Genomic DNA, 12,083 nt, shown 5'->3' with positions numbered 1-12,083 from the left:
GCCTTTCTCCTGACGGGGGTTCCCGGGCTCGGTGCCGGGGCGGGCGGCCGGGACGGGCCGCCCGAGGACCACCGACGACCGTACCTGGCACCATGTGGAGTACCCGGCTCCAGGAGCCGCACCAGGGGTTCTTTGTGAAGGAAGTGACATCTGTGGCATCCGTATCGCTCGTTCTCCTGCACTCCGTGTGCGGGCTCACTCCGGACGTGCGCGCCGCGGCGGAGCGGCTCCGCGCCGCGGGGCACGAGGTGGTGACGCCCGACCTGTTCGACGGCCGGACCGCCGCCTCGGTGGAGGAGGGGATGCGGATGCTCGAGGAGGAGGGCAGCCCCGACCGCGACGAACTGCTGCGCAGGGCCGTGGCCGCCGCCGCGCCGCACTCGGGCAAGGGGCTGGTCTACGCGGGTTTCTCGATGGGCGGCTCCATCGCCCAGACCCTCGCGCTGGCCGACGAGAAGGCCCGCGGCCTGGTGCTCTTCTCCGGCACCTCGGACATCCCGGAGGACGCGGCGGTCGACGACCTGCCCGTGCAGCTCCATGTCGGCGATCCCGACGCCTTCGAGCCGCACGACTGGCTGACCGCCTGGTATCTGCGGATGCAGCAGGCCGGTGCCGATGTGGAGGTGCACCGCTACCCGGCGGCCGGGCACCTGTACACGCACGCCGAGCTGGAGGACTACGACGAGGAGGCCGCCGAGCGCACCTGGCGCACGGTGCTGGGGTTCCTGGAGACGCTGTAGGCACACACGCCGCGTCCGCCCGGTCCGGCGGAGCCGGCGGCCCCGTGGCGGGGCTCGGCCCGGGACGCGGCGGGTGCTCGGCGGTGTCCCCGCCGCCCGGGGAGGCTCAGGACGCGGTGCGGCACCGCCGCGGCAGCTCCACCTTTCCCGGCCGGTGCGCGAAGGTGTTCATCACCAGCCACTCGTCCAGCTCGGGATCGTAGAGGTTCTGCACCCCGAACTGGAGCACCTGCCAGAACGTGCCGGGGTCCCGCTGGTCGACGTAGACGTCCCCGAGGGCGAGCGGGAAGCGCAGCTGGTTGCCCGGCGGCCGCTGCGGCAGGACGACACTGACCCGCCAGTGGTTCACCTGCCGCCGCGGGGTGCGCTCCAGGGTCTCGCGGCCGACGAACCGCGCCTTGGCGAGCAGGTCGTTCAGCCGTTCCCGGTCGAAGCCGGGGATCTTCGAGCAGGGGTGCTCGGTCAGCCCGGGCCACTTGTAGGTGAGTGTGTAGAGCGTCCCGCGGTAGATCAGGTTCGTGAACCAGATCGGGTACTGCGGACCGCCCGCCACCATCTGGCTGTCGCCGTCGCGGCCCGCCCAGCGGAACGGGACCTCGATCCCCAGGTCCCGGACGATCCACCTGCCTCTGCCGCTGAAGTTCCGCGGCAGGCGGGGCGGCGGCGGGGTCTGCGCGGCGGCCCGTTCCGCGTCCGCGGCCCCGGACGAGGGCGTGTGTGCCGCCCGATCCCCGGTGCTGCCGGCTGCCGGTGCCGCCGGTGCCGCCGGAACGAGTGCGAGCAGTCCGGAGACCGCGGCCGCGGCTGCCGTCCTCCGTGCGCGTGTCCAGCCCATGGTCTCCCTCGACCTTCGCATCACGCGCCCTCGTGGCGCAGGGTCCAACGCGTCAGCCCGCAAAACGTACGCACAGGAGAGCTGGACGCTGGCGGCGACAGGCCGCCACCGCCGCCGGAAGGGAGGGCGCTCGGCCGCCGGTCGGCCCAACGTGCCCGCGGGCCGCCGCCACCGGGCGGCTCAGCGCTCGCAGCGCCCCGTGCCCCGGGCGGCGCCGGGCGCGCAGATGTAGGGGCGGTCCGCGGCATCGTCGCTGACGTAGCGGCCCACGCACTGGTTCGACGAGGTGAGGCCTCGCGCGCTGCACCAGGAGGCCGCCGCCGTCCCGTCGGAGAAGCCGCCCGCGGGCCCGGAGCTGTAGAACATCCAGTAGCCCCCGCGCAGTGAGGCGAAGCTGTCGCTGTCGAGGTAGCGCACGCCGTCGGCCTTGCGGCTCAGCGCGGCGCGCATCTTCTCGCGTGCGCCGGTGCCGTCCGCTTTCGCGACCGAACCGAGCTGTGCCACCCAGGTGCCGACCGGAGAGCCGGCCGGGGAGTCGGCCGGCGGGCTGGACCTGGCCGAGGACGTGCTGGGTTCCGGTTCCGGTTCCCGGCTCGGGGTCGACTCCGCTTCCCGCTCCTCGGCGGAGGGGCCGGTCTCCGGCGCGGAGGAGGCGTCCTGCGCGTCGGACACCGTCGGGGCCGGGCGCACGCCGCCCCTGCCGCCGTCGGCTCCGGCCTCCGCGCCGGCGGAGCCGCCCGGCCGGGCCAGCAGGAACAGGCCCCCGGCGACGAGTGCGGCGGCCAGCACTCCGCCCGCGACGGCCCACCCGGCCCGCCGCCCGCGCGGCGCCGTCCCGCCCGCGACGGTGGGCGCGGCGGCGGGTGTCCCCGGCCCCGGTACGGGCGGCGGCACCGGCGGCGCTCCCGGGGAGCGGACCGGGACCGACGTCTCCGTCGGCAGATGCGGCGTCGCCGCCCGGCCTTCCGCGACGTCCGCCAGCATCCGCTCCAGCTCCGCCCCGTCGGGCCGGGCCGCGGGGTCCTTGACGAGCACCGCGGCCAGCACCGGCGCCAGCGGGCCGCTGCGCACCGGCGGCGGCACCGGATCGTCGAGCACCGCCGCGATGGTGGCCAGTGTGGTGGCGCGGCGCAGCGGGCTGCGGCCCTCCGTGCACACGTACAACGTCAACGCCAGGGACCACAGATCACCGGCCGGGTCGTCGTCCGCCCCGCGGACCCGCTCCGGCGCGACGAACTCCGGCGACCCCAGGAACTCGCCCGTCGCCGTCACGGCGGCGGAGTCCTGGAGCGCGGCGATGCCGAAATCGGTGAGCACCGCCGACCCGTCCGCGCGCAGCAGCACGTTGCCGGGCTTCACATCGCGGTGCTGGATACCCGCGGCGTGCGCCGTGCGCAGGGCCGAGAGCACCTCGCGGCCCAGCCGGGCGGCCGCGCGCGGCTCCAGCGGCCCCTCCGCCAGCCGCTGCTCCAGCGAGGGGCCGTCCACCAGTTCCATCACGAGCCAGGGGTAGGGCCCCTCGTCCACGATGTGGTGGATCGTCACCACGTGCGGATGGCTGAGCCGGGCCAGGGCCCGGGCCTCGCGCAGCACGCGCTCGCGCAGCGCCCGGGACCCCTCCGACCCCTCCAGGGCCGCCTCGGGGCCGCCGGGTCCGGCCGACGGGGGCCGGACCTCCTTCAACGCCACCTCGCGGTGCAGCGCGACGTCCCGCGCCCGCCACACCGTTCCCATGCCTCCGGTCCCCAGCGTCTCCAGCAGTTCGAAACGCCGGTCGACGAGGTGCCCCTGCTCCCCCTGCTCGCCCCCTGCCATGGGGCCAGCGTACGGCGGTACGGCTCAGCTCAGGGGGTGATACGTCCGTTCGATCCGCTGCGAGCCGGAATCGGTGCGGTACGAGCGGCGCAGTGCGGCTGTCGCGTCCTTGTCCGCCTTGTCGGACAGCACGAAGTAGTCCATCTGCGCCCGGTGCGCGTCCACGTCCAGCACCCCGAAGCCGTGCGAGTCCATGTCGACCCAGCGCACGTGCCGGTTGGCGGCGCGGACGGCCGCCTCGGCGAGGCCCGAGAGGGTGTCGGGCGCCACGTGCAGGGTGTCGTCCAGGTTGTCGGAGGTGACGGAGGTGATGACGAACTCCGTTGCCAGCGGGCCCTCGTGCGGGTAGTCGGCCGCGTGCAGCGGTACCTCGTTGGCCCAGTTCATGTGGATGTCACCGGTGAGGAAGACGGTGTCGGTGATCCGGTTGTCGCGCAGATGGGTGAGGAGTTCCCGGCGGTCGTCCGTGTAGCCGTCCCACTGGTCGGTGTTGACGGCCAGCCCCTCCTTGGGGACGCCGAGCAGTTCGCCCAGCGGTCCCAGGAACTTGGCGGGCACGGAGCCGAAGGCCACCTGGGAGATCATCACCGGGTTGCCCACGAGCTTCCAGCGGGCCTGCGAGCCCGCCAGCCCCTTCTTCAGCCACTCCAGTTGCTTGCGCCCGGTCAGAGTGCGGTCCGGGTCGTCGATGTCCCGGCCGTGCCCCACCTCGGCCTGCGCGTCGCGGAACGAGCGCAGATCCAGCAGGTGCAGCTCGGCCAACTGCCCGAACCGCAGCCGCCGGAAGGTGGTGCCCGCGGTGGAGGGCCGTACCGGGAGCCACTCGAAGTACGCCTGCTTCGCCGCCGCGACCCGCTGCGCCCAGCCGCCCTCCGTCTCCGGGTCGTGGTTGACGGCCCCGCCCGACCAGGCGTTGTCGGCGAACTCGTGGTCGTCCCAGATCGCGACGAGGGGGTGCGCCGCGTGCATCGCCCGCAGGTCGGGGTCCGCCTTGTAGTGGCCGTGCCGGGTCCGGTAGTCGGCGAGCGAGACGATCTCGTGCTCGGGCTGGACGGTCCGCACGACGGCGTCCCCGGTGGGGTACTCGCCGTGCCCGTACTCGTAGATGTAGTCGCCCAGGTGCAGCACCGCGTCCAGGTCGGAGCGGGTCGCCAGATGCCGGTAGGAGGCGAACCAGCCACCCTCGTAGTTGGCGCACGAGACCACCCCGAAGCGGAGGCCGGCGACCTCCGCGCCCTCGGCGGGGGCGGTGCGGGTGCGGCCGGTGGGCGAGTGGACGCCGCCGGCGGTGAAGCGGAAGAAGTAGGTGGTGGCCGGGCGCAGTCCGCGCACATCGGCCTTGACGGTGTGGTCGGAGGCGGCCTCGGCCCGCACGCTGCCGTGCGCCACCCGGTCGGTGAACCCGCGGTCAGCGGCCACCTCCCACGCCACCTCGACCGCGGCGCCCCGGCCCGAGCCGGGGACGGCGCCCGGCTCCGGGGTGACCCGGGTCCACAGCAGCACTCCGTCGGGGAGTGGGTCGCCCGAGGCGACACCGTGCACGAAGGAGGGGGCGGCGTCGGCCGCGCTCGCCGCGGGAGCCGCGCCCGCGAGCGGGAGCAGCGCGGCACCGGCCGCACCGGCGGCTACCACGGCGCGGCGCCGCGGCGCGGGCAGCGCGCCGCCGGGCAGGGACTGTTCGGTTCTCGAGTGAGGAGAAGTCACGAGCGGTCATGTTACGCACGAGTACGAACGAGGGGCAGACCTCCTGCGGTCCGCCCCTCGCCGCCCCCGGCCGCCGCCGGTTACTTCTTCTCGTCCTTGCCCGACTTCAGGTCCACGCCCAGCTCCTTGAGCTTGGCGGGCACGTCCTGGGGCTGCACCTGCTCACCGTCGATCCGGACGGTGGGAGTGCTCTGGACGTCGGCGCCGTTGAAGCCGGCGATCATGTCCTTGGCCCACTTGCTGTACTTCTTGCCCTTGACGGCCTTCTCGAACGCCTTGTTGTCCTTCAGCTCCGGGACCGTGTCCGAGACCTTGAGCAGGTAGTCGTTGTCGGCGAACTTGTCCTCCTGCTCGTCCGGGTGCCACTTGGCCGAGTACAGCTTCGCCTTGTAGTCCGCGAACGCCTGGACGCTCACGGCCTTGGCGGCGCCCAGCGCGCGGGCCGCGTTGCGGGAGCCGGAGCCGCCCATGTTGCCGTCGATGATGGCGCCGAGGTGGACGCGCAGCTTGTACTTGCCTTCCTCGGCGCCCTTCTGCAGCGGCTCGCCCATCGCCTGCTCGAAGCTGGCGCACGCCGGGCAGCGCAGGTCCTCGTAGACGTCCACGGTCTTCTCCGCCTTGGCGCCCGCGGTCGTCACGGACATGCCGTCGTCGTTGGAGTCCTGGCTGTTCAGCTTGGCGACGAAGATCCCGATTCCGGCCACCACGGCCAGTACTCCGACGACCGAGAGGGCGACCAGCAGCTGCCGCCGGGTCCGCTCCTTCTTCGCCTGCTTCTCACGCTCGATGCGCAGCCGCTCGCGGGCCGCGCGCTTGGCTTCCTGGCTGTTGCGCTTGCTCATGGCTGTCTTCTTCTCCGATGTCCGTACGCGGGGGATACCTTCCTCAGGCCGCCGGTGCCACGGCGGTCCGGGCAGGCGGCCCGCGACGGTGTACGGAGTGGGTCAGCAGCGGCAGTGCGGGCGGGGCGCCGGGCCCGGAAGCCCGGGGCGGCAGCACCGGGCCGGGGTCGCGGAAGGCACCGGCCGCGGCGACCGCGATCCGCAGCGGACGGAACGCACCGGTGGCGGCGGCACGCAGCAGCCGCGCCGCGGCCGCCTCGCCGCGGCGCAGCCACAGGGCGGCCAGCAGGCCCGCTGCGACGTGCGCCGCCAGCAGCAGCCAGGGGAGTGCCGTGCCCGGCACTCCGTGCACGCCCGCCGGGTAGGCGGCGGCCCGGCCGCCGTGCGCGGTCATCCGCGCCAGCGGCGTGCCCACGCTGCCGCCGCCGCACAGCAGATCGACGCCCACCGAGCGCAGCGGCCCGGTGACCGGCCCGCCCGCCTGCCCGTAGCAGGCGTGCCGGCCGGTGGTGAAGACGGTGTCGGCCGCCAGCTCCAGCGGAACCAGCAGCGCCGCTATCCGGGCGAAGCCCCGCTCCCGGCCGGCCAGCGCGAACGCCGCCGCGAAGACCGCCGCCGAGACGAGCAGGAAGGGTCGCAGCGGAACGGGGGAGCCGGAGAGCAGCACATGGGCTCCGGAGGACAGGGCGACGCAGAGGGCGGTGAAGATCCCCGCCCGCACCGTCCGTACTCCTGCTGTTCCCATGGGGTCCGAGTGTGCCATGGGAGCGGGCGGGCAGTCTGCGAAGGGCCGGAACCGGTCACGGGCGCAGCGGGCTGCCCCGCCCGCCTCCGCGGGCCGGCGGGCGGAGCCCGCGGGGCCGCTGCCGGGCCTGCCCGGGCCCCGGGGCGCCGCAGCGGCCCCAGGGGTTCCCGGACGTCCCCGGGAGTCTCACATCCCGGCGATGCGGCCGTTGCGGAAGAGGTCGACGAAGATCTGGTGGTCGTGCCGGGCCCGGGCGCCGTAGGTGTGGGCGAAGTCCACCAGCAGCGCGCGGAAGCCCTCCTCGTCGGCGGAGATCGCCTCGTGGATGGCGCGCTCGGTCGAGAAGGGCACCAGGCTGTGACCGCTCTCCGCCTCGTCGGCCGCTGCGTGCATCGTCGCCGTCGCCCGGGCGAGATCCGCTGTGACCTGCGACATCTCCTCCGGGTCCGACAGCTCGGACCAGTCCAGGTCCACCGCGTAGGGCGAGACCTCCGCCACCAGCTGGCCCGCGCCGTTCAGCTCCGTCCAGCCCAGCCAGGGGTCGGCGTGCGCCTGGAGCGCGCGCTGCGAGATGACGGTGCGGTGGCCCTCGTGCCGGAAGTAGTCGCGCACCGCCGGGTCGGTGATGTGCCGCGAGACGGCCGGGGTCTGCGCCTGCTTCATGTAGATGACCAGGTCGTTCTCCAGGGCGTCGCTGTGCCCCTCCAGCAGGATGTTGTACGAGGGCAGGCCCGCGCTGCCTATCCCGATGCCGCGCCGGCCCACCACGTCCTTGACCCGGTGCGCGCCGTGCTGCTCGCGGTCCGCGCTGTGCGGGAGCGTGTCCAGGTAGGAGTCGAAGGACGCCAGCACCGCGGCCCGGGTCTTCTCGTCCAGCTCGACGGAGCCGCCGCCCGGGGTGAAGCGGCGTTCCCAGTCGCGGATCTCGGTCATGGTGCCCAGCAGCCCGAAGCGGGTGTTGGCGCGCGCCGCGCGGAGCGCGTCCAGCACCGGGCCCCGCGCGGTGTCCAGGGTGAGGGCGGGCGGCTCGTTCTCCGAGGCGCCCGCCACCAGGTCCCGGATGCGCTCCCGGTAGGCGTCGGCGTAGGTGGTCACCAGGGCGGTGATCTGCTCGTCGCTGAGCGCCTTGCTGTAGCCCAGCAGCGCCACGGAGGCCGCGAAGCGCTTGAGGTCCCAGGTGAAGGGGCCCACGTAGGCCTCGTCGAAGTCGTTGACGTTGAAGAGCACCCGGCCGTGGGCGTTCATGTAGGTGCCGAAGTTCTCGGCGTGCAGGTCGCCGTGTATCCAAACCCGGCTGGTGCGCTCGTCCAGGAACGGGCCGCTGTTCGCGCCCGGTCCGTAGGGGCTGCCGGGTGCCGTCAGGTCGGCGTAGAAGAGGCAGGCGGTGCCCCGGTAGAAGGCGAAGGCGGAGGCCGCCATCTTGCGGAACTTGGTCCGGAAGGCCGCCGGGTCGGCGGCGAGGAGGTCGCCGAAGGCCGTGTCGAAGACCTCCAGAATGGTCTCGCCGCGTTCTGCTGCCTGGCCTGCCGTGGTCATGGGTGCGCTCCGTGGGGCGGTAGGGAACCGAATCCGGTGTATGACGAACCGAGTGTCCAACCTACGCCGACGCCGCCGGGGGCCAGGATGGTTCTGCGCGCGTGCGGAACAGTCGCGGACCGGATACGGAACAGGGCTCCGCGCGGCCAGGACGGCTCTTCGGGGACTGTCGGTGCCGAGCCGTAGACTTCCCACTCGCCCCTGAAGACCCGCGCCCGGAGGTGGCCTCGTCGTGAGTGACAATCCCTTCACTCATCTGCATGTGCACACGCAGTACTCGCTCCTCGACGGTGCGGCCCGGCTCAAGGACATGTTCAATGCCTGCAATGAGATGGGCATGTCGCATATCGCGATGACCGACCACGGCAATCTGCACGGGGCCTACGACTTCTTCCACTCCGCAAAGGATGCCGGGATCACGCCGATCATCGGCATCGAGGCGTATCTGGCCCCCGACCACCGCAGGAACACCCGCCCGGTCAAGTGGGGCACCCCGCACCAGAAGCGGGACGACGTGTCCGGCAACGGCGCCTACACCCACATGACGATGTGGGCCAGGAACGCCACGGGGCTGCACAACCTCTTCCGCGCCCAGTCGCGGGCCAGCCTGGAGGGCTTCTTCCGCAAGCCCAGGATGGACCGCGAACTGCTCGCCGAGTACGCCGAGGGCCTGATGGCGACCACCGGCTGCCCCTCCGGCGAGGTGAGCACCAAGATCCGGCTGGGGATGGAGGAGGAGGCACTCCAGGCCGCCGGCGAGTACCAGGACATCTTCGGCAAGGAGAACTTCTTCGTCGAGCTGATGGACCACGACATCGAGATCGACAAACGGGCGCGGGACGGCCTGGAGCGCATCGCACGGAAGCTCGACGCGCCCTTCGTGGTCACCAACGACTCGCACTACACTTATGCGCGCGAGTCGGCGGCGCACGACACCCTGCTGTGCATCCAGACCGGCAGCAACCTCTCGGACCCGGACCGCTTCAGCTTCGACGGTTCCGGCTATTACCTCAAGACCGCCGAGGAGATGTACGGCATCGACTCCTCGGAGGCCTGGCAGTCGGGCTGCCGCAACACGCAGCTCCTGATCGCCGAGCGCATCGAGACCGAGGGCATGTTCGAGCCCAAGAACCTGATGCCGAAGTTCGACGTGCCCGAGGGGTACGACGAGATCTCCTGGTTCCGCGAGGAGGTCCGGCGCGGAATGGACCGCCGCTTCCCGGGGGGTGTGCCCCAGGACCGCCAGGAGCTGGCGGACTACGAGATGAAGGTCATCATCGACATGGGCTTCCCCGGGTACTTCCTGGTGGTCGCCGACTTCATCAACTGGGCCAAGGACAACGGCATCGCGGTCGGTCCCGGCCGCGGCTCGGCGGCGGGCTCGATCGTCAGTTACGCCATGGGCATCACCGACCTCGACCCCGTCACCCACGGGCTGATCTTCGAGCGGTTCCTCAACCCCGAGCGCGTGACCATGCCCGACGTCGACATCGACTTCGACGAGCGCCGGCGCGGTGACGTGATCCGCTACGTCACGGAGAAGTACGGCGCCGACAAGGTCGCCATGATCGGCACCTACGGCACGATCAAGGCGAAGGCCGCCATCAAGGACGCCTCCCGGGTGCTGGGCTACCCCTACGCGATGGGCGACCGCATCACCAAGGCGATGCCCGCCGACGTGCTCGGCAAGGGCATCCCGCTCTCCGGCATCACCGACCCGAACCACCCCCGCTACAGCGAGGCGGGCGAGGTGCGCGGGATGTACGAGAACGAGCCGGACGTCAAGAAGGTCATCGACTCCGCCATGGGCATCGAGGGCCTGGTGCGTCAGATGGGCATGCACGCGGCGGGCGTCATCATGTCCAGCGAGCCGGTCATCGACCACGCGCCGATCTTCTCGCCGAAGAACGACGGCACCGTCGTCACCCAGTGGGACTACCCCAGCTGCGAGTCGCTCGGCCTGCTGAAGATGGACTTCCTGGGGCTGCGCAACCTCACCATCATGGACGACGCGGTCAAGATGATCCGCAAGAACAAGGGCGTCGACCTCAAGCTCCTCGACCTGCCGCTGGACGACCCCAAGGCGTTCGAGCTGCTGTGCCGCGGCGACACCCTCGGCGTCTTCCAGTTCGACGGCGGCCCGATGCGCTCGCTGCTGCGGATGATGAAGCCCGACCACTTCGAGGACATCTCCGCGGTCTCGGCCCTCTACCGTCCCGGCCCGATGGGGATGAACTCCCACATCAACTACGCGCTGCGGAAGAACGGCCAGCAGGAGATCACGCCGATCCACCCGGAGCTGGAGGAGCCGCTCAAGGACGTCCTCGACATCACGCACGGCCTGATCGTCTACCAGGAGCAGGTGCAGAAGGCGGCCCAGGTACTGGCCGGCTACTCACTGGGCCAGGCGGACCTGCTGCGCCGGGCGATGGGCAAGAAGAAGAAGGAGGTTCTCGACAAGGAGTTCGTGAACTTCCAGAAGGGCATGCGGGACAACGGATACTCGGACGGCGCCATCCAGGCCGTCTGGGACGTGCTGGTCCCCTTCGCCGGGTACGCCTTCAACAAGGCGCACTCCTCCGCCTACGGGCTGGTCACCTACTGGACGGCCTATCTCAAGGCCAACTACCCCGCGGAGTACATGTCCGCGCTGCTCACCTCGGTGCGTGACGACAAGGACAAGTCGGCCGTCTACCTCAACGAGTGCCGCAAGATGGGCATCAAGGTGCTGCCGCCCAACGTCAATGAGTCCGAGGCGAACTTCACCTCCAAGGACGACACCACCATCGTCTTCGGCCTCACCGCGGTGCGGAACGTGGGCCAGAACGTCGTCGACTCGATCGTCAAGTGCCGCAAGGCGAAGGGCAAGTACTCCTCCTTCCCGGACTTCCTGGACAAGGTCGAGGCCGTCGTCTGCAACAAGCGCACCGTCGAGTCGCTGATCAAGGCCGGCGCGTTCGACGAGATGGGGCACACCCGCAAGGGCCTCACCGCGCAGTTCGAACCGATGATCGACAATGTGGTGCAGGTCAAGCGGAAGGAGGCCGAGGGCCAGTTCGACCTCTTCGGCGACCTCGGCGGGGACGACGCGGCGGACTCCGGACCCGGCTTCGGCCTGGACGTGCAGTTCTCCGAGGAGGAGTGGGAGAAGACCTATCTGCTCGCCCAGGAGCGGGAGATGCTCGGCCTCTACGTCTCCGACCATCCGCTCTTCGGCCTGGAGCACGTCCTCAACGAGAAGGCCGACGCGGCCATCGCCCAGCTGACCGGCGGCGACTACTCCGACGGCTCCATCGTCACCATCGGCGGCATCATCTCCGGCCTCCAGCGCAAGATGACCAAGCAGGGCAACGCCTGGGCCATCGCCACCGTCGAGGACCTGGCCGGATCCATCGACTGCATGTTCTTCCCCGCCACCTACCAACTGGTCTCCACCCAGCTCGTGGAGGACGCCGTCGTCTTCGTCAAGGGGCGGCTGGACAAGCGGGAGGACGTGCCCCGGCTCGTCGCCATGGAGCTGCAGGTCCCCGACCTGAGCGAGGCGTCCGCCACCGCGCCGGTCACCATCACCATCCCCACCGTCAAGGTGACGCCCCCGCTGGTGGAGAAGCTGGGCTATGTGCTGACCCAGCACCGCGGCGCCAGCGAGGTGCGCGTACGCCTGGAGGGCGCGCGCAAGACCACGGTGCTGCGGCTGGACCGGCACCGGGTCACCCCCGACCCCGCGCTCTTCGGCGACCTGAAGGAATTGCTGGGCCCCGCCTGTCTGGCGAGCTGAGGCCGCCGGACCGGAGGAGCCCCGGACCCGCGGTCCGTCCGCGGCCGCCCGGCCCCCGGACTCCCGGGCGGCCTCGGGCACGGGCGTG

8 protein-coding genes are annotated in these 12,083 nt (G+C 71.7%); 2 read left to right on the top strand and 6 right to left on the bottom strand.

Annotated elements, in window-relative coordinates:
• The first annotated feature begins 152 nt into the window (after positions 1 to 152).
• Positions 153 to 740: a dienelactone hydrolase family protein gene (locus ACFYMO_RS08105; RefSeq protein ID WP_366772346.1), complete on the top strand. Its 588-nt coding sequence runs from the start codon at positions 153 to 155 to the stop codon at positions 738 to 740.
• 106 nt (positions 741 to 846) lie between these two features.
• Here ACFYMO_RS08105 and ACFYMO_RS08100 read toward each other — a convergent pair whose 3' ends face one another.
• From ACFYMO_RS08100 to ACFYMO_RS08075, 6 genes are all read right to left on the bottom strand, one after another.
• Complete coding sequence (locus tag ACFYMO_RS08100) at positions 847 to 1,575, bottom strand: hypothetical protein (RefSeq protein ID WP_388545050.1); 729 nt, start codon at positions 1,573 to 1,575, stop codon at positions 847 to 849.
• Between the two features lie 180 nt (positions 1,576 to 1,755).
• Positions 1,756 to 3,390 carry a protein kinase gene (locus ACFYMO_RS08095; RefSeq protein WP_388545048.1) on the bottom strand — a complete coding sequence of 545 codons (1,635 nt, stop codon included), beginning with the start codon at positions 3,388 to 3,390 and terminating at the stop codon, positions 1,756 to 1,758.
• 24 nt (positions 3,391 to 3,414) lie between these two features.
• A complete protein-coding gene (locus ACFYMO_RS08090) occupies positions 3,415 to 5,094 on the bottom strand; it encodes an alkaline phosphatase D family protein (protein WP_366772350.1) in 1,680 nt (559 codons plus the stop codon).
• A gap of 80 nt (positions 5,095 to 5,174) precedes the next feature.
• Positions 5,175 to 5,936: a thioredoxin domain-containing protein gene (locus ACFYMO_RS08085; protein ID WP_366772351.1), complete on the bottom strand. Its 762-nt coding sequence runs from the start codon at positions 5,934 to 5,936 to the stop codon at positions 5,175 to 5,177.
• A 43-nt stretch (positions 5,937 to 5,979) separates the two neighbouring features.
• Positions 5,980 to 6,681 (bottom strand): hypothetical protein, encoded by a 702-nt coding sequence (locus ACFYMO_RS08080; protein WP_366772352.1) that lies wholly within the window; start codon positions 6,679 to 6,681, stop codon positions 5,980 to 5,982.
• Positions 6,682 to 6,867: 186 nt separating this feature from the next.
• On the bottom strand, positions 6,868 to 8,217 hold the full coding sequence (locus tag ACFYMO_RS08075) for a DUF2252 domain-containing protein (protein ID WP_388545044.1): 1,350 nt from the start codon (positions 8,215 to 8,217) through the stop codon (positions 6,868 to 6,870).
• Positions 8,218 to 8,449: 232 nt separating this feature from the next.
• Between ACFYMO_RS08075 and dnaE the strand changes: the two genes are divergently transcribed.
• Positions 8,450 to 11,995 carry a DNA polymerase III subunit alpha gene (gene dnaE, locus ACFYMO_RS08070; protein ID WP_366772354.1) on the top strand — a complete coding sequence of 1,182 codons (3,546 nt, stop codon included), beginning with the start codon at positions 8,450 to 8,452 and terminating at the stop codon, positions 11,993 to 11,995.
• Positions 11,996 to 12,083: the final 88 nt, after the last annotated feature.

Source organism: Streptomyces sp. NPDC007025 (assembly GCF_042869455.1).
In the GTDB taxonomy this organism is placed as follows: domain Bacteria; phylum Actinomycetota; class Actinomycetes; order Streptomycetales; family Streptomycetaceae; genus Streptomyces.
The sequence above is the reverse complement of the archived record's forward strand: the minus strand, read 5'-3'. Positions and strand labels throughout refer to the sequence as shown.

Excerpts from the sequence above, each read along its gene's own strand:
- ACFYMO_RS08100 (WP_388545050.1), bottom strand. The coding sequence starts at position 1,575 with ATGGGCTGGACACGCGCACGGAGGACGGCAGCCGCGGCCGCGGTCTCC.
- ACFYMO_RS08095 (WP_388545048.1), bottom strand. The coding sequence starts at position 3,390 with ATGGCAGGGGGCGAGCAGGGGGAGCAGGGGCACCTCGTCGACCGGCGT.
- ACFYMO_RS08085 (WP_366772351.1), bottom strand. The coding sequence starts at position 5,936 with ATGAGCAAGCGCAACAGCCAGGAAGCCAAGCGCGCGGCCCGCGAGCGG.
- ACFYMO_RS08080 (WP_366772352.1), bottom strand. The coding sequence starts at position 6,681 with ATGGGAACAGCAGGAGTACGGACGGTGCGGGCGGGGATCTTCACCGCC.
- ACFYMO_RS08075 (WP_388545044.1), bottom strand. The coding sequence starts at position 8,217 with ATGACCACGGCAGGCCAGGCAGCAGAACGCGGCGAGACCATTCTGGAG.